This window comes from Pseudomonadota bacterium (genome assembly GCA_027620075.1).
Taxonomy (GTDB): domain Bacteria; phylum Pseudomonadota; class Alphaproteobacteria; order Rickettsiales; family UBA6187; genus 1-14-0-20-39-49.
Window position 1 is genome coordinate 19,995 of the sequence record JAQCEY010000010.1, and the last position, 19,868, is coordinate 39,862.

Annotated in this window: 11 protein-coding genes; 3 read left to right on the forward strand and 8 right to left on the reverse strand. The window is 41.7% G+C overall.

The genetic code is table 11. The annotated features are described in order from the left end of the window. Window positions 1–4 precede the first annotated feature (4 nt). From fliD to metE, 4 genes are all read right to left on the reverse strand, one after another. Entirely contained in the window at window positions 5–3,532 is a 3,528-nt protein-coding gene (gene fliD, locus O2942_10750; protein ID MDA0782727.1) for a flagellar filament capping protein FliD, read from the reverse strand. 120 nt (window positions 3,533–3,652) lie between these two features. Next, window positions 3,653–6,952 (reverse strand): flagellin, encoded by a 3,300-nt coding sequence (locus tag O2942_10755; protein MDA0782728.1) that lies wholly within the window; start codon window positions 6,950–6,952, stop codon window positions 3,653–3,655. A 159-nt stretch (window positions 6,953–7,111) separates the two neighbouring features. Continuing rightward, window positions 7,112–8,089, reverse strand: coding sequence for a KpsF/GutQ family sugar-phosphate isomerase (locus O2942_10760; protein MDA0782729.1), 978 nt, complete (start codon window positions 8,087–8,089; stop codon window positions 7,112–7,114). A 117-nt stretch (window positions 8,090–8,206) separates the two neighbouring features. Then, on the reverse strand, window positions 8,207–10,528 hold the full coding sequence (gene metE / locus O2942_10765; protein ID MDA0782730.1) for a 5-methyltetrahydropteroyltriglutamate--homocysteine S-methyltransferase: 2,322 nt from the start codon (window positions 10,526–10,528) through the stop codon (window positions 8,207–8,209). A gap of 584 nt (window positions 10,529–11,112) precedes the next feature. Between metE and O2942_10770 the strand changes: the two genes are divergently transcribed. After that, window positions 11,113–12,936 carry a ribonucleoside-diphosphate reductase subunit alpha gene (locus tag O2942_10770; protein MDA0782731.1) on the forward strand — a complete coding sequence of 608 codons (1,824 nt, stop codon included), beginning with the start codon at window positions 11,113–11,115 and terminating at the stop codon, window positions 12,934–12,936. Between the two features lie 27 nt (window positions 12,937–12,963). Beyond that, complete coding sequence (locus O2942_10775; GenBank protein MDA0782732.1) at window positions 12,964–13,974, forward strand: ribonucleotide-diphosphate reductase subunit beta; 1,011 nt, start codon at window positions 12,964–12,966, stop codon at window positions 13,972–13,974. Window positions 13,975–14,092: 118 nt separating this feature from the next. Here O2942_10775 and O2942_10780 read toward each other — a convergent pair whose 3' ends face one another. Further along, window positions 14,093–15,397, reverse strand: a complete 1,305-nt coding sequence (locus O2942_10780) for a citrate synthase (GenBank protein MDA0782733.1) — start codon at window positions 15,395–15,397, stop codon at window positions 14,093–14,095. 322 nt (window positions 15,398–15,719) lie between these two features. On the opposite strand from O2942_10780, the gene O2942_10785 reads away from it, so the two are divergent. Beyond that, window positions 15,720–16,483, forward strand: a protein-coding gene (locus O2942_10785; GenBank protein MDA0782734.1) for an IS5 family transposase whose coding sequence is annotated in 2 segments (ribosomal slippage) — window positions 15,720–16,062 and window positions 16,062–16,483 — 765 coding nt in all. Because the reading frame shifts where the segments join, the coding sequence is not laid out codon by codon here. Between the two features lie 51 nt (window positions 16,484–16,534). On the opposite strand, the gene O2942_10790 is transcribed toward O2942_10785, so the two are convergent. The 3 genes from O2942_10790 to guaB form a co-directional block, all read right to left on the reverse strand. Then, entirely contained in the window at window positions 16,535–16,990 is a 456-nt protein-coding gene (locus O2942_10790) for a polymer-forming cytoskeletal protein (GenBank protein ID MDA0782735.1), read from the reverse strand. Window positions 16,991–17,018: 28 nt separating this feature from the next. Next, window positions 17,019–18,140 (reverse strand): M23 family metallopeptidase, encoded by a 1,122-nt coding sequence (locus O2942_10795; protein ID MDA0782736.1) that lies wholly within the window; start codon window positions 18,138–18,140, stop codon window positions 17,019–17,021. A gap of 162 nt (window positions 18,141–18,302) precedes the next feature. After that, window positions 18,303–19,775: an IMP dehydrogenase gene (gene guaB / locus O2942_10800; protein ID MDA0782737.1), complete on the reverse strand. Its 1,473-nt coding sequence runs from the start codon at window positions 19,773–19,775 to the stop codon at window positions 18,303–18,305. Window positions 19,776–19,868: the final 93 nt, after the last annotated feature.

The following is a 19,868-nucleotide window of genomic DNA, read 5'->3' on the forward strand; positions in this document are numbered from 1 at the left end:
CCCTTTAGCCTCTATTATCCGAATTAGCCTGACGTTGAGCATCAATAAAGCTTAAAGTGCTGTTTGCCGCACTTATAACCGCTTCTAATCTGGTAAACTGCTCGACAAGTAAACGCCTTTCAATCTCAAGTGTAATATTATCTCTTTCAATTCTTTCCAGCAGCCTGTCATTCTCCGTTTTGAACGAATCAACCGCATCATCTATAAAGCCGTCATCTTTTAAATATCCGTCTAAAAGATTATATAAACTGTCGGTTATTCCCGAAGTCTGGCTTACGGTTATAATATCGCTTCCATCACCGGTATATACCAAAACCAGTCCCTCTAAGGACGTTCCGGCTATCCCCTTTATAGTTCCGCCTGCCAATGTGGCGTTAAATAAGAAACTATTATCTACAGCACTTAAAACCCTTACCTTATCTCCATCTGCCCTTGTATTATCAATATCAAGAATATAATCATTAAGCGTCGTTTTGTTGGTATGAGAAAACACACTTAAATCAGGAGAGTTTGAAACAAAATTAAACGCAAATACATTACGTACAGCCTCAAAGTTTGCGGCTAATGCAGCATCAAACTTATCCTCATCAATGACAAAAATGTCTTTAGTTTCAGGGGTTTCATCGTTACCCGGAAAATCTATCAGATCTATACCAACTTCAAATAACGAGCTAAAACCACCTGCCGATATACCCGCAATAGTTCTCGTAATCTGACTATCTATCGCACTTAACACATCACGCAAAATAGGCTCGTCACCCAATGTCGCAGTTTCTACCAACACATTATTTTCATCACGCTCAGTCTGCTCCGATATAAATAACTTTAAATCGTTATATGCCGTCAAAAAGTCCGATATCCCTGTTTTAATAAGGTCGTTATCACTTTGGACATCAAGCGTAATAGTTGGAGGAGATGAAACCGGTGTATCTGCCTTTAGAGTAAATGTCAGCCCTTCCAAAACATCATTTATAGCATTGCTAGAACGAGTAATAGTTTGCCCGTCAAGATCAAATGAAGCGTCCGCAGCCGCTATAGACTGTGTGAATGTTACATTATCCAAACCTATCTGTATAGTACCCGTTGGTCCGTCACCTGCGTCGCCGTCAGAAAATTCAAATATCTTATTTTCAACGCCGGTATTTTTAGCTTTTAATACAAGGCTGAAGTTGTTTTCGCTTATTTGTACTACGTCAGCCAGAACCCCGCTCAAAGAAGAAACAGCGTTAATTTTCGACTTAATAACCTGAAGGTTATCACCTTCACTTAAAGTAATATTAACTCCACCAAGATTAAAAGTCCCTGCCCTAAACTCTGGAACTGTCGGAGACTGAGTTATAGTAATGCTATTAGTTACATTTAAGAATGTATTTATTTCAGTGGCATATGTAGTTGCCTCAGCGGCATTATCTATTATTTTCTCATCGCCAACTACAAGCTGGAAGGTCACATCCTTAGTGCCGTCCGTAGTTTCCGTATCGGTATCTTTTACAAACGTAATAACGGTTCCCGCAGGTATCCTGTTACCAAGACCGTTATCACCGTCACCACCTGCATTAATACTTCCGCCGTCTAGCCTTATAGGCTTTGATGTATATGTAACACCGCCAACCGTTGCTTTTAATTCCACCATGTTCGATGTGAAAGTATCTGCCGCACTTGCTCCGGCTATGTAAGTTGCACCATTAATCGTAACCGCACCTGACAGGGTAGATATATGTGTTGTAGAAGCATCGGTAATTGAGGTTTGGTCAACACCGTCCGTACCCAACGCCGCCAGCGTTCCTCCGGCAGGATTGTTTGCGGCAGCCTGACTTCCGATAGCTATAGTGTTAGCAGTATCCGCACCTAATGAAAAATCGGCATTAATCGCAAGAGTCGCACCGCTTCCGTAAGTTTCAGATGTTACGGTAATAGTATCTACACCGTTATTCTCGAACTTATAGCCTGATACCGTTGATGTTGTAAGATTATTAAAGAAATTTGAAATATTGTCCAAAGTTTCGGCTAATGACGCACCAACCGTAATGTCAACACCGAACGTAGCTGTTGTATTACCAAAAGTAATCGTATCATTAGTATCAATATTATTGTTGGCTATCACAATATCTATAGTAGCCTTGGTAGCCGCCGCATATCCGTCAACACCGTTTTGGCTTACACTACCGCTAACAAGACCGTTACTAGCCGCCACACTTCCCGCAACTGAACCGTTATTTTTGTAGTTCCTTCCGATTTGCACGGTTTGGGTTTCGTTCGTATCACCTTTTGAAAAATCGGCAGATACATTTATATCATTACCTGTACTGGCTATAGTTCCCGCGGTATCCTGCGTTATGGTCAAAACACCGGTACTGTTCCTTGAATATGTGTATGTGCTTTCAGTTCCGCTTGCCACAGTGTTCATATATGTCACGATGGCATCTATTTTTTGATCCAAAGTAGAAGCACCGGAAATATCTATGTCCGATCCTCCTGTTCCGCCAAAAGTAATGGTAGTACCGCCAATTATCAGCTCATCGGTAGCATCAAATGAGTTTTGCGTACCGAATATTACCTCTAAAACCGCATTTGTCGCAACCGTCCCCTGATCGCCGTCAGTACCTAGCGAATTAAGGTCGCCGCCTGCCGGATTATTTGAAGCCGCCTGACTGCCTATAGCTATAGTCTGGTTAGTGCTGCCGTTTGAAAGATTAGCTCCTATTGTAAGGCTTGTATCTACTTCGGAGTTACTGCCCTCAACGTCCCTTGTGACAGTGATTGTTGAGCCGCTCGTAGAATAAGTGTATCTTGATTCCTCACCCGTAGTTACGGAATTCATGTAATTTACTATATTTGTCAGCGTGTCGGACAGGCTCGCCCCAACTGCTACATCAGCACCACCGCCACCACCGAAAGTTATTGCCGTAGAGCCTATATCTATTTGATCCAAGGCATCAAATTCATTATCATCGCTGAATACTAGGTCAATCGTTGCTTTATTTCCCTGAACATCATTTGAAAATGTTATAGGTGTAAATTGATTAAGTACGCTTCCTGATACGGTTCCGGTATTTACCTGATAATTATCTGCGACAGAAGCGTTACCTACCACGCTAACACTATCACTTGTAAAACCGCTTTTTCTTATTTGATGAGCCGTTGCAAGAGAGATATTTTCAATTGAATAATTATTAAGGGTGGCTCCGGGTTCACTTGTTACCGACATATAAGTCGATGCCGCAACTGAGCCGGACGATGTAAGGTTTGTAATAGTATGCTTAAAAAAATCATTGCTTTCGTTAAAAACACCCGGAGGAGAACGTAAAAAATTAGAAGTGGTTTTTAACCTATCCAATAATGTTTGTAATTCACCGATTGCTGATATTTTACTTTTATTTAGATCAACAGTTCCCTGAGTTTCCTCAATTTTTGCCTGCTGAGAGGAAAGTATAGCTTCAATAAGTGCATCGCCGTCCAGATTGGACAAAAACCCAAGTGCGGTAGTGCTACCGTTACTTGTATTAAATCCTCCTAAGTTAATACTGGACATTTTATTTTCCCACGCCTTACCTATGCAACTGTTAGTTTATTATATCACAACTTAATCAACATTAAAAGATAAAAAGGAGGCAGTTGCCTGCCCCCTTTAAATTAGCTTATCCTTAAACTATTACTGCTGTAGAAGCCCTAATAAGTTCTGGATTCTTGAGTTAACCTGAGTTAACACGGCTGTTGCAGCATCAACCCTAACTCTTGACTCGGCAAAACGAGTAGATTCCTGAGTATAGTCAGTATCTAGTAGTTTTGACCTTGCAGCGTCAGCGTTTTGAATCGAAGCCTGATTGTTTTGAATCGCCGAGTTAAATGCTGTAATCTTAGCTGAAATATCAGATATCAAGGATACAACATTGTTAATAGCGTTATCAATAATATCACCGGCAGCGATTGCCTGTTGGCTTGTAGCAACCGAAAGCGTCTGAGTATCACCATCATCATCTTTATAGATGGTAGTAGTTTTCGCACTACCGATTGACACACCGATCGTATCCGATGCAGAAGCACCAACCTGAAATGATAATGAATCATTTGCAGAAACACCAAGTGCTGCGTTAAGAGCGTCTGCTAATGCTCTTTCACCATCTGCCGTGCTGATATCGATTTGTGCGGTTTGCGACTTAACGTTACCAAGATCAATCTCAAACACACGACCGTCCGTCGTACTATCACTGAAAAAGTGTAGCTTAGCCGAACTTTGACCGGTATTACCGTCATCAAGGTCAATGATCTTGTTAGTAGAATCATATGAACCTTCGTTTGCATTGCCGTTAAGATCGACACCGAACGCTCTAACTCCACCGGTCGTAGGAGCGGTTACACTATTTAGGTAAGCAGTGTACGTCTCACCGTCAATAGTGGTAGTGATCGTATCGGTTAAACGGTCAACCGTGAATGACTCGATGCTGCCTAATGTACCGACCGAGCTGAATCCGTCAGTAATAAAACGGACATCACCCTCGTTATAGTCATTAGTACCCGAACCGATAACATCCAGACCTTCAAGACCGTCAAGTAACGTTCCAACCGCAGATGCAATACGGAAGTCACTTGAAGATGAATCAACAAGATCAAAACCTTGAGTTCTTGCCTGATTCACGGTTATTGAATCAAGCTGAGTTTTTAGGTTAGTAGCAATGGTATCCAATGAATCCTGAGCTTTTGAGATTGTAGAAGTGTCAGCTAAAGATATAGCAGCAGTTCCTACATTTAATACAAAGCCGTTATCAGACAACACGTCACTTGCGTTACGTTTACCGTCAGCATCATAAAAAACTATTTTCTCATTGGCACGTATGAGGTTACCGGCAGCTCCAATAGTGCTTGCGGTGCCAACACCATGCAGGAAAACAGGTTCAGATATATAAGTAGTATCACCTATTTTTGCTGTAAATGTAACGCTGTTACGATTAAGACCGTCAGTACTTCCGGCATTGAACGTGGCTTTTAGCTCGTCAATCTGACCTATTATATTTTGGTCATAAGTTAACTGAGCGTCCGTTACCGTTCTATCCGCACCGACTGTAGTTGCGGTTACGGCATCGGCAGTATCTAAGGCTATAGCACCGGCAACAGCGTTACCACCACCTAACGTGGCTGCTGTGATACCTGTAGCAGTAGTAAACTGGAACGTTAAACCGGCAACAGAGCTTGTAATATTTGCGGTACCTCCACCTGTATCGTCAGCAGTTAAAGCATCAAGTATCTTCTGCTGATTTGTTGTACTAGCGGTTCCTCCTATAGAGGCCGCAGTACCTGTAATAACACCAGTTGCACTGCCTGTATTAATAATTGTAGCTAAGTTTGCAATCTCTTCTGCAACTGTCGAGCTACCGTCTGTTGTATAGCTTATAGTTACGGTTTGACCGGCTGTTGCTATATTTCCGGCAACATCCACTATGGTAAGCACTACGGCACCAGAGTTCGCAACAGCCGTTACCGCAAGTGCTTCGGTAAAGAGTTGGGTCGCTGTCGTACCAAAGGTTCCTACACTTGCGTTACCGTTTACAGTAGCGGCTAATGTATCGGAATCCGTTGCGTTAGCAACATGGAAACTTACATTATTAAGATTGGTAGCACCATTATCGGCAGCAGTTACTTTTATAGCCGTAGCTATATCTGTCGGACCATCAAGTTCAAATACAAAGCTTCTAAGCAGATTCACTCTTTCCGTTGCATCAGCAGTACCACCGATAGACAAGCTACTACCATATGGCAATGAAGCCGAGGCAGTACCGTCATTCAATGCGGCAAGCAAGTCTCTTATTTGCTCGTTAGCGGACGTACCACCGTCTGCCGTAAAAGAAATAACAACACTTTCACCTGCACCGGCCACAACACCATCATTATCCACAATAGTAAATTGAATAACTTCTGAGTTAGAAGCTGCGGTAGTTATTGCAATAGTCGCCTCTGCTCGTGTTTCACCTATTCTGTTTGCATCAACAAATGAAGCGATTCCATCAACACCTACGGTAGATGTAGTCGCAGACGAAATTGACTCTACCGATCCCGCACCCGTAGTATCAATGTTATCACCACCGATAGTAACGCTATTTGCCGATATATTACCAAGCGTCGTAATACCTATTGTAACACTGTTTGCATTTGCATTTGCCTCTCTTGTACGTATGATAACACTGCCATCACCCGTATCGGTAAATGTAAAGTTCCTCACAAGGTCATCGGTAGAAGCTTTTGCAGCAGTAACAAACGCCGCTGCAAATGTTGTATTTGTTGTTGCGGCACTAGTTGTAACACTTAAAGTATGAGTGCCGGTATCACCGGGCTTCGCAAAAGTAAATGTAGTTGTGCCTGCGGCAATAGCATCGTCAGTATCAGCGAAAGTTAAAACAACCTCACCTCTAACACCGCTTACGTTAAGTAAGTCACCCGTTGCTATAGTATCGGTACCGGAAGTAGATGTGCTATATTGTGCTGCCGATATTAACGAGTAGTTATCTGTTGACAAAGTAGTGCTTGTATCGATTCCCGCACTTCCGCTAATCGAACCGTCTAGCAAAGCCTTACCGTTAAAGTTTGCGTTCTCTGAAATACGGTTAATCTCTGAAACGATTGCCTGAAACTCCTGATTCAAGAATCCCCTTTCGTTATCAGTCAGAGAGTCGTCTGCCGATTTCACCGCTAAGTTTTTTTGTTGTTGTAAAAGTGACAATACCGTATCTAATGCACCTTTTGCTGTTTCCAACAAAGATTTTGCCTGACCGGCGTTACCTACGGTTACCCTAAGTGTACTTACACGAGTCGCTAATATCGTACCGACTGAAAGGTCGGCAACGTTTGCATCTCTTTTTGTACCACTCACTAAGTTTGAGACTGACGCTGTTACCGTTCTCGACGCAATACCCACTTGGTCTTGCGCAAAACGTGCGTCAATACTTGAAATTGTAGTCATATCGTATCTCCTACTTGGATTGATAAAATTGTTAAACCAGAGCTACATGCCCAAAATTTAATATCTAATCGTAAGATACAAACAACTCTATGTCAACCATTTTTTGCGACTGTCCCATATTAATACAATCTGTAGTTACAGTTCCAATTTTGGAACAAATTATACAACTCCCGCTTTAAGAATATCGTGAATATGCAGCACCCCAACCGGCATTCCATTCTCTACAACAAAAAGGTTAGTTATGGATTTCCCCTCCATAACACTTAACGCTTTGGAAGCAAGGTCTGTTTTTTTTGCAACCAGAGGGTTTTTAGTCATAACATCATTGACTTTAGCACTAGACAGATTCATTGATATATGCCTGCGCAAATCCCCATCGGTAATTATACCCGTTAAGTTGCCCTCTCCATCAATAATACCGACACACCCCAATTTTTTTTCCGTAATTATATTCAGGGCATCTGACATCAAAGTACCGTCTTTTACTATAGGGATAGCGTCACCGGTATGCATCAGGTTTTCAACCTTTATAAATGCCGAGCCAAGCTTTCCACCGGGGTGGAATACATTAAACTCCTCACTTGAAAACCCTCTCCTTTCCAATAATGCAACGGCAAGTATGTCACCTAAGGCAAGCATCATAGTGGTGGAGGTGGTCGGAGCATTAACGCTACACGCCTCCGGAACCTCCGGAAGAATAAGTGCAACGGTTGCCGCATCTGCCAATATCGATGTTTTCCTTCTAACAACACCGACAATAGGAATATCGAACCTTTGGCAATATACGATAATATCTTTTAGCTCCACCGTCTCACCGGAATTTGAAAGCAACATCACCACATCACTTTGTGTAACCATTCCCAAATCACCATGGCTTGCCTCCCCCGGATGTACAAAAAGAGCCGGAGTTCCGGTTGAAGCCATTGTTGCGGCTATCTTCCTTGCTATATGACCGCTTTTGCCCATACCGCTTAATATAACACGCCCCTTTGCATCGCTAAGTAAATTAACGGCTTTTATATAATCCTCGCCCAGCCAATCCTCAATAGCCCTTAACCCTTCTATCTCTTTTTCAAGGACGGCGATTGCAACTTTTATATCATTATTATTATCCATATTTTCCTGTTTTATTTTCATATTCATACCAACGGCAAAGTAATAAGTTCCATTCTTACACCCGGAAAATTTTTGTGCAAGCAAAAAGGGACGCAATATTTTGCGTCCCTTTTTACACTTTTATTATTAATCATGCTTTCAAGAAGCCTGAGCTATCGCTCCGGACTCAATATCGGCTCTAACAGCCTTAGTCGCAGCCACCATCGCTTTTAAAGCAGGCTCAACCTCTTTCCAGCCACGGGTTTTAAGACCGCAGTCAGGGTTAACCCATAACTGTTCGACAGTAAGGTTTTTCAAAGCCAGACGCAACAATTCTTCCATTTCCTGCTGACTAGGAACGCGAGGGCTATGAATATCATATACGCCCGGTCCTATTTCATTAGGATATTTAAAGCTTGCAAAAGCATCAAGCAGTTCCATTTGCGAACGGGAAGTTTCAACAGATATAACATCTGCGTCCATTTCACCGATTGACTTAATGATGTCATTGAACTCGGAGTAGCACATATGAGTGTGTATCTGAGTACCGTCTTTAACACCCGAAGCACTAAGCCTGAAAGCCTCAACAGCCCATTTCAGATATTCGTTCCACTCACTTTTACGCAAAGGCAGACCTTCACGCAAAGCGGCTTCATCTATCTGGATTATCTTAATACCGGCAGATTCAAGGTCAACCACCTCATCACGTATCGCCAAACCTATCTGCTTACAGGTTTCAGAGCGAGGCTGATCATCACGCACGAAACTCCACTGCAATATAGTAACCGGTCCTGTTAACATGCCTTTCATATATTTATCGGTTTGTTCCTGAGAGAATTTAGCCCAATCTACGGTCATAGGCTTGTCACGAGAAACATCGCCGAAGATTACCGGAGGCTTCACACAACGTGAGCCATAGCTTTGCACCCAGCCAAACTTAGTGAAAGCAAAACCGTTCAACTGCTCTCCGAAATATTCCACCATGTCGTTTCTTTCAAACTCACCGTGAACAAGGATATCAATTCCGCACTTCTCTTGGAATCTGATACAACGAACAGTCTCCTCTCTAAGGAATTTGTCATATTGTTCAGATGTTAGCTCGCCGCTCTTAAACTTAGCACGCTGCGCCCTCACCTCTTGAGTTTGAGGGAAAGAGCCTATAGTTGTCGTAGGCAATACGGGCATATCTATTTCTTTACGCTGTACTTTAGCACGTTCCTTATAAGGGGACTTGCGGGAGAACATGGCTTGCGTTACTGACGATGCACGTTTTTTAACCTCATCATTATGAATACGTTTAGAAGTTTTTCTGTTCTGATGGGCTTTAGCGTTTTCTTCTAAAATCGCACATACCGAATCTTCACCCTCATTAACAGCTTTTGTAAGTACGGATATTTCTTTCACTTTCTGACGGGCAAACGATAGCCATGACTTTATCTCTTCGTCTAACTCAACTTCGCTATCAAGGTCAACCGGAGAATGTAGCAATGAACAGCTAGGAGCAATAATTACATTCTCACTACCTACTTTTTCTACAGCTTTATTAATGATTTTAAGTGACTGTGCAAAATTATTTTTCCAGATATTGCGTCCGTCAACTACACCTAAAGATATCTTAACGTTTTTGCCTATTTTTGTCAGAACATCATCTAACTGCTCGGGAGAACGCACAAGATCAATATGTAAAGAGTTCACAGGAAGTTTAACCGCTATATCAAGATTATCCTTCAACCCGCCGAAATAAGTAGTAAGTTGCGTTTCAATTCCGGCAGAAGATGCAGCAGAAGCTATTGCTGCAAATGCCGTTTTATATGCATCACGCACATTATCTTCCAAATCAAGAACAAGGCAAGGTTCGTCAATTTGAATCCAATCCGCACCAAGCTCACCCAATTTTGAAATGATGGCCTCGTAGACAGGAAGGAGCTTAGGTAGCAAATCAATCCGGTCGAAGCCTTCGTCATGAGTTTTACCGAGCACAAGAAAAGAAACAGGCCCAAGAATAACGGGACGTGTTTGAATTCCTAACGCTTTAGCTTCTTTATATTCATCAAATATCTTAGACGAAGACAATGCGAACTCCTGCCCTTTAGAAAATTCAGGCACTATATAGTGGTAGTTTGTGTCAAACCACTTAGTCATTTCCATGGCTTTAACGTCCAGACCGTCCTTTTGAGCTCCTCTTGCCATTGCAAAATACGTATTAAGGCTTACATCACCGCCGTTATGTTTATACCTTTGAGGAACCGCACCTACCAGTGCTATCATGTCAAGCACCTGATCATATAACGAAAAATCATTTGAAGGTATCACATCAAGACCCGACTGTTTTTGATACTCCCAATTTTCCGAACGGATATCCGAAGCAGCAGCTTTCAGTTCTTCCTGATTTAGCTCACCTTTCCAATATGCCTCTACGGCTTTTTTCAATTCTCTTTTAGCTCCGATTCTTGGAAAACCAAGATTTGCCGATATAGCCATTATTCTCTCCTAAAACTTAATTACCATCCTTCAACAATTCCCCATAGTCTACAAGGGGATACAACTTTATATAGGCTTTTTAGAAAATTACCAGAAATAAATAAGAAAACTACAAGATTTTAATTACAAAAAGCAGCAAGAAACCTCACAAAACGGCTATTTCCATGAAGTTAAAAACTTATCCACAACATATTCAAAACGCACCGGCAAAAACTCTTTCATTAATAACATCTCGGGTATAGTCTTATGTCCCCCGAAGATATCGGATTTGGAGATACGAAGCTCATGTAAAAAACTTCAACATGAAGTTTTTAGAGCAACTTGGACTTTTCCACTAAGACTATTAAGCATAAAATGTGCGTAAACCACTTAAAAAAAACAATATGTAGTATGGTCAAGGTTTTTTTTACACAAAATGTGCATTTTTATAGTAGACAATAGATGCGTTTTTGCTAGAATATCTTCAGTAGCAAAATACGACATGTAGTCATTATAAACCTAAATGTACACTATATGCTGTATCGTCTGTTATTAATTTTTTTAGGTAGCTAAGGTAAAAAAGGATGAGGGATATGGGCGTAGAAATTAATTCAATCTGCATAGATAATTCTAAAGACAACAACCTTACGGAGTTTGGAAAGGCCGTTCTTGCCGACCGTTATTTATTGCCGGGAGAGACTTACCAGACATTATTCGCACGTGTTTCGGCATATTACGGTGATGACAAAGAGCACGCTCAAAGATTATATGATTATATGAGCGACCTGTGGTTTATGCCTGCAACCCCTATACTTAGCAACGGCGGTACGAAAAGAGGTTTGCCTATTTCGTGCTTTTTAAATGAAACCGAAGACAGCCTGAACGGCATAGTAGACCTGTGGAATGAAAATGTATGGCTGGCGGCTCGTGGCGGCGGCATAGGAAGCTACTGGGGCAATCTGAGGGCAATCGGTGAAACGGTGCGGGGCAACGGCAAAACATCGGGTGTTGTGCCGTTTATAAGAGTGCAGGACTCCCTTACTCTGGCAATTTCGCAAGGCTCTTTAAGAAGGGGAAGCTCTGCCGTTTATCTGCCGGTATGGCACCCTGAAATAGAAGAATTTATTGATATAAGAAGACCTACGGGCGGCGACCCCAACAGAAAAGCATTGAACATTCACCATGCGGTTGTAATACCTGATGATTTCATGAAGGCCGTAGAGCGTGACGATATATGGGAGCTTCGCAGCCCTAAAGATCACTCGGTAATTTCTATTATGAAAGCCCGTGACCTTTGGATAAAGATACTTACCGCAAGATTAGAAACCGGTGAGCCTTACCTGCTATTTATAGATAATGTTAATAAAAACGTTCCGGAGTCGTATAAGAGGCTTGGTCTGAAAGTAAAAACATCTAACTTATGCAGCGAGATAACTTTAGCGACAGGTTATGACCACCACGAAAAGGAGCGCACTGCAGTTTGCTGCCTTTCTTCGCTGAATCTTGAAAGATATGACGAGTGGTGTGACAATACTTTATTTATCACAGACATTATGAGAATGCTCGATAACGTTCTACAGGACTTTATTGACACGGCTCCCCCGTCTATGTACAAAGCCTCTTACTCTGCCTCTCGTGAACGCAGCATAGGACTTGGCGTTATGGGCTTTCACTCTTTCCTTCAGGCAAAGAGCATACCTATGGAATCTGTAATGGCAAAAGTCTGGAATAGCAAGATGTTCAAACACATACGAGCAGAAGCTGATAAAGCATCTGAACTTCTAGCGGAAGAGCGCGGTGCTTGCCCTGATGCCGAAGAAGTCGGTCTGATGGAGCGTTTTACTCATAAACTTTCCATAGCCCCTACAGCTTCCATATCGATTATTTGCGGCAACTCCTCACCGGGTATTGAGCCTTATGCGGCAAATAGCTTTACGCAAAAAACGCTTACCGGCTCTTTTGTAGTGAGGAATAAAAACCTTAAAAAGCTTTTAGGAGAAAAGGGGCAGGATAATGATGAAACATGGTCTTCAATAGCTACGCATGAAGGCTCGGTACAGCAACTTGACTTCCTGACCGATGAGGAAAAAGATGTTTACAAAACATCTGTTGAGGTTGACCAGCGTTGGGTAATAGAACACGCGGCAGATAGAACGCCTTATATTTGTCAGGCACAGTCGGTTAACGTTTTCCTGCCGGGTGACGTGCATAAAAGCGAGTTGCACGATATCCACTATCAGGCGTGGAAGAAGGGATTAAAAAGCCTTTATTATTGTCGCTCCACATCAATTCAGCGTGCCGAGAAGGTTTCTCACAAAGTTCCTGATATTGCGGCAATGGTGGCAGCAGCCGTCGGAGTTGAAATTGAGAACGATGTCGAGCAAAAAAGTAATAAAATGGAATATGATGAGTGCTTGGCTTGTCAGTAAAACTTCAGAATCTGAAAGGTAATAACGATGTCCCTATTAAATGCAAAACCTATATATAAACCGTTTCAATATCCATGGGCATATGAGGCTTGGCATACGCAACAAAAAATTCACTGGTTGCCGGAAGAAATTCCGATGGGTGACGATGTAAAAGACTGGCGTTACAATATAACGGAAACCGAGCGTCACTTGCTGACCCAGATATTCCGTTTTTTCACTCAGGCTGATATTGAAGTGAATAACTGCTATATGAAGCACTACTCACAGGTTTTCCAGCCGACTGAAATTCAGATGATGCTTTCTGCATTTTCAAATATGGAAACAATACATATTGCCGCCTACTCTCACCTGTTGGACACAATCGGTATGCCTGAGGCAGAATATATGGCTTTCATGAAATATAAGGAAATGAAAGACAAATACGACTATATGCAGGAATTTAATGTAAGCAGCAAAAAAGACATTGCAAAAACTCTGGCGGTTTTCGGTGCGTTCACGGAAGGATTACAGCTTTTTGCATCATTTGCTATCCTGCTTAATTTCCCTCGTCATAACAAAATGAAAGGCATGGGGCAAGTTGTTACATGGTCTGTACGTGATGAAAGTTTGCACTGCAACTCTATAATACGCTTATTCAAAACATTTTTAGACGAAAATCCGGAGGTTTGGACAGAAGACTTAAAGCGAGAACTTTATGTTGCATGTTCCACTATTATCTCACATGAGGACGCTTTTATCGACCTTGCATTTGAAATGGGCGATATTGAAGGACTAACCGCTGATGATGTAAAAAAATATATCCGATATATTGGTGATAGGAGATTATTACAATTAGGCTTACAGTCTATGCATAAAATCGAAAAGAACCCTCTTCCTTGGATTGATGAAATATTAAACGGCGTTGAACATGCTAATTTCTTTGAAAACAGAGTGACCGAATACACAAAGGCAGCCACTCGGGGAACATGGGAAGATGCTTTTTCAGGAATTGATTCCCAAAATGCGAGTAATAAAGAACTAAAGACTGAAGACGCTTAATAAATTTATACAAATTTAAACCCCTCGCTCGCATGTGGGCAAGGGGTTTAAAAATAAAGAACATTTGAGAACTTTACGCCCTTTACAAAACACTTTGTGTTTTATCTCTCCTTCACCTTTATCTGCTACTTATCGCTTTATATTTTCTAAGCTTAGCACCTGTATATAGCTGCCTTGGACGACCGATTTTCTGAGACGGGTCTTCGACCATTTCTTTCCACTGAGCAACCCAGCCTGCGGTTCTGGCTATTGCGAACATAACCGTAAACATGGCAGATGGAATCCCCATGGCCTTATAGATAATGCCGGAATAGAAATCCACGTTAGGATATAGCTTTCTATCAATAAAATATTTATCGGTAAGAGCGATTTCCTCTAGTTTTTGGGCAATATCCAGCATAGGAGTATCTTTTCTGCCTAGCTCTTTTAGCACTTCATGACACGCTTTTCTTAACACCGATGCACGCGGATCATAATTTTTATACACCCTGTGACCGAAGCCCATAAGCCTGAAAGGATCGTCCTTATCTTTCGCACGCTTAATGAACTCGGGAATATTTTTCATATCGCCGATTTCTTCAAGCATATTTATCACCGCCTCGTTAGCCCCCCCGTGGGCAGGTCCCCAAAGTGACGCTATACCGGCTCCGACACAGGCAAAAGGGTTAGCTCCCGATGAACCTGCAAGCCTTACCGTTGAGGTAGAAGCATTTTGCTCATGATCGGCATGTAAAATAAATATCATATCCATAGCCTTAGCCAAAACAGGATTTATCTGATATTTCTCCGCCGGAACCGCAAATAGCATATTTAAGAAGTTTGCAGAAAAATCCAAATCATTTCTAGGGTATATAAACGGCTGTCCGATAGAGTATTTATAAGCCATTGCAGCCAATGTCGGTATCTTGGCTATCATACGGTGTGCCGCTATATCACGCTGTTCGGGATCAAATATATCTATTGAATCGTGGTAAAACGCAGAAAGAGATGAGAACGCCCCCGACATAATAGCCATAGGGTGGGCAGCTCTCGGATAGCCCCGATACATGAATTGCAACTGTTCATGTACCATTGTATGTTCTGTTATTTTTCTTGAAAATTCCTTAAATTGCTTTTTATCAGGTAGCTCACCGTATAATAGTAGGTAACACACTTCAAGATAGTTACTTTTTGATGCCAGTTCGGATATCTCGTAGCCTCTGTACCTTAATATTCCTTTTTCACCGTCAATATATGTAATTTTTGACTGGCACGAGGCGGTAGACATAAATCCCGGATCGTACGTAAATACATCAGCCTCTTTGTACAATGAAGCCACATCAATAACGCTAGGTCCTTCAGTACCCTTTAGAACCGGGAATTCTAACTCCTTTTTCGTACCTGAGATGATTAATTTTGCCGTCTTAGCTGTCTTAGTAGTCATGACCTTTCCTATTGTTGCATTGCGATACATTCACTTTGTACAACAAACGCCATCATGAGTCTATAGTCAACAACAAATAAAAAAAAATACGGTAACCGGATAATTTTTTATGAAGCATTCGCCAATTGCCAAAGGTAATTACAGGGTAATTTCATAGAGATCGCCCTATAATTTGCCTCGCAAATTCGGGCGATGACGTAAATGAATTTGGAATTTTTTATAGATAATAAGGCAAAAAAAAGACCCTTTATTAGATAGTGTAGTCACGAGATAAAATTTATGTTATATTGTTTTCCTATAAATCCAAGTAGGAGAAATTTTTATGATACTTGCCCATCGTCGACATGATATATCTGATAGAGTATGGAGTCTTCTGGAGCCCAACCTACCCGGCCGCAAAGGCACGTGGGGTGGAATTGCCAAGGATAATCGCCAGTTTATAAATTCTGTATTTTGGATACTTCGTACAGGATCGCCTTGGCGCGATCTTCCGCCAGATTACGGCAACCGGAGCAATGTACATCGCCGTTTTATACGCTGGCGTGACGCCGGAATCTGGGAGAAATTACTTGAGCAACTGGTTGAATCCCCTGATTTTGAATGGCTAATGGTTGATGCCAGCCACATAAAAGTGCATCCACATGCAGCAGGAGCAAGGGGCGGAAATCAGGAAATGAGCCGCACAAAAGGGGGCTCAACACAAAGCTACACTTGGCCGTGGATGCGCTTGGTATGCCGGTCAGAATTATTATTACGCAAGGTACCACAGCAGATTGCACGCAAGCTGGTCGCCTAATTGAGGGAATAAATGCGGAGTATTTATTTGCGGACAAGGCTTATGATACCAATGAAATTCTGGAAATAGCCGGAAAGCATGGCATCAAGCTAGTAATTCCGCCTAAATCAAACCGAAAAATCCAGAGGGAGTATGACGAAGAGCTCTATAAATTACGCCACCTTGTCGAAAACGCCTTCCTGCATCTTAAGCGTTGGTGCGGTATTGCAACAAGATATGCCAAAAACTCAGCGTCATTCCTTGCTGCCGTGCAAATTAGATGTATCGCTCTCTGGGTGCAAATCTCGTGACTACACTATCTAGTAAAGGATCTTTTTAAACAAAACATACAAAAACTTACTTTAAGCCGTAACTTCTTCTTTTCGTTTATCATTCACAAAATTTAACGATCCCGACATATTATCCTCAATTGCGTTACTATCGGTAACATCAAGAGTTTCAACATTACCTCTATGGAGGTTATCGGCACTTTTACACTGACCGTCAATATACGCACCGTCTTTAACCGATAGTGACTCGTACATAATTACACCGGTAACCTTGCCGCTTTCAGAAAGTACGATATCTTTTCCCTTAACCAGACCGTTTATTTCGCCATCGACCTGTATGGAATCGGCAGTAACATCGCCTTTTATGGCACCGGTTCTTCTAATGGTAGCACTACCGCAGGTAACGTTACCTTCGATTTCACCTTCAATTTCAATTGAGCCGCCACACATCAAGTTACCTACGATTTTAAGATCTGCGGCTATTATAGAGGGTACTTCCCCCTTATTTTCTTTTGTAGTTGTAGTCACCGGTACACTCCCATCTGATATTTTTTGTTTAGAAAACATATTTACCTGCCTTTAAAAAATTCTTCGGATTCAACGTCTTGTCATTATAACGAACTTCGTAGTGTAAGTGATCCCCGGTACTTCTTCCCGAAGAACCCTGAACACCGACAGCATCGCCTCGTCCGACAGTTTCTCCTTTTTTTACAAGTATTTTACTTAAATGTCCATAGCGAGTTGCAACACCGTTTCCATGGTCTATCTCAACCATCTCTCCGTAAGCACCATAACTACCGGCTTTTACTACAACACCGGGTGCAGAACTAAATATTTTAGACTTGTATCTTCCTACCATATCCATACCGGCATGAATAGCCGCACGTTTACGGAACGGATCCACCCTTTTACCATAGCCGCTAGATATCCAGTATTTTTCCATCGGCTGACCTATAGGCAGGGAATGAACCATTTCCTCTAATTTTAACAAATACTCAATTTCACCGTTAAATTCGGAAGGTCTGACGGACTCAAAAGAAGAGGCTTCTTCAAAAGGTATGAACGGCCCGCCCTGATGGCTATTATCATGTGTCTTTGCCTTATCTTTATCGTTATTATTGGTTGCTACCTCTTCAACTTGCAGCCCCGTCATTTCAATTATTGTTTCAAGGCTATCTATCCTCTCTAAAACTTTCGAACGAATATTAGATATAACACCCTGAACCTCATCGCCTTGCGATGAACCTGCATCAGCTACCTTTAAAGAACCGTTTTTTTCAAATATATTTTTCTGAGCTAACTGGTCATATTTTCTTATATTGTCAAAATATCTGTTTAACTCCACAAGATTATTATGTAAATCGGCTACCTTATACTGCAAATCTTCATTTACATTATTGGTGTTCCATATCTCGAGTTCTTTTTCAGACAGGATACTGTCATATGAGAAATATTTATCGGTAGAATAAGATACCCACAACATTACCGCTATAACTAAGAAGCAGAAACTAAGCTGCAAACGGAAACTTATAGGAATATTAACTATACCGTTTTGAGAAATAATAACTATCTTCTTTTCACACAGTTTTTTATGTACAAAATCAGACACTTCTTTTGCCACTTTCGTAGCAAACAGAGAAAAACTATTCCATATATGTTTTAGAGCGTTTTTTATCACTACTATCCCGATTAGTGTTTTATTTTAAAACAAACCTTCAAATATAACTTAACTAATAATAGTTAATCAATTCTTAATAAACAACCATAATTTTATCATAAGAATAAAATATAAGGCAAGTGCAAAAACGCAACTTAGCACAAAACAGTTACAAATAAAAGATTAATTTTCACTAAAGCCATAATTCGGAGCCTCACGTGTAATAGTAATGTCATGTGCATGACTCTCTTTTAAACCGGCATTAGTTATTCTGACAAACTCACAGCCGCCCTTCATATCAGGTATATTTTTGTTACCCGTATAACCCATGGCAGCCTTAAGACCGCCTACCATCTGATGCAGAACTCCGGAAACATGCCCCTTGAACGGCACAAGCCCTTCAACTCCTTCCGGCACTAATTTTAAAGAGTCCTTTATTTCCTGTTGGAAGTATCTGTCGGCAGAGCCACGTGCCATAGCACCGACCGACCCCATACCTCTGTAAGACTTATAAGAACGCCCCTGATACAAAACTACCTCTCCGGGAGCTTCCTCCGTACCGGCAAGTAATGACCCCATCATTACGCAATCTGCACCGGCAGCTATCGCCTTTGCTAAATCTCCCGAGAATTTTATACCTCCATCGGCAATAACTTTAATATTGTTCTTTTCACACACCTTGGCAACATTCATAATGGCGGTAAGCTGAGGAACGCCAACACCCGCAACTATCCTTGTCGTGCATATGGAACCGGGACCAATACCCACCTTAACCGTATCCACACCGGCATCAATCAAAGCCTGAGCAGCATCTGCCGTTGCCACATTGCCCCCTACCAGACCGAATCTGCCTTTTATTTTTCTTATCCTGCTAACGGCGTTCAATACACCTTGCGAATGCCCGTGTGCGGTATCGACTATAATCAAATCGGCTCCCGCCTCCACCAATGCCGTTACACGTTCTTCACAATCCGCACCCGTACCTACTGCAGCCGCAACCCTTAAACGTCCCATATCATCACGGCACGAATTAGGGTATTTTTCCGATTTTTCAATATCATTTACCGTTATAAGCCCGACGCATTTATAACCGTCATCTACTACCAGTAATTTTTCTATACGGTGTTTATGTAATAGTTTTTTTGCCTCTTCCCTACTCACCCCTTCTTTTACGGTAACCAGATTATCCTTGGTCATGAGTTCGGAAACTTTCTTGCTTTCATCGTTAACAAAACGCACATCACGGTTGCTTAACATGCCTACCAGCTTGCCGTTACTGTTTTCAACGACAGGAATACCGGAAATATTATTTTTTTGTGCAAGTTCAATTGCATCTTTGAGCGTTGCGTCGGGGCTGATAGTTACGGGGTTAATAACCATTCCCGATTCAAATTTCTTTACCTTACGGACTTCATCACTTTGTTCGGCTATAGACAAGTTTTTATGAATACACCCTATTCCGCCGCTTTGTGCCATAGCTATTGCAAGGCGTGATTCGGTAACCGTATCCATCGCCGATGACATCAAGGGAATGCCGAGCCTGATATCTTTTGTTATATAAGTATTTACATCAACCTGTGAGGGCAACACTTCAGAAAAAGCGGGAGTAAGTAAAACATCATCAAATGTGAGGGCTTCGGGGAATTTTATAGACATATGCAAACCATATAAGTATGTGTTGTGATTTGCAAACGCAGCATACATAATTTTATTTATTTAGCAAGGTTTTTGTTTTTTATAAAACATGAG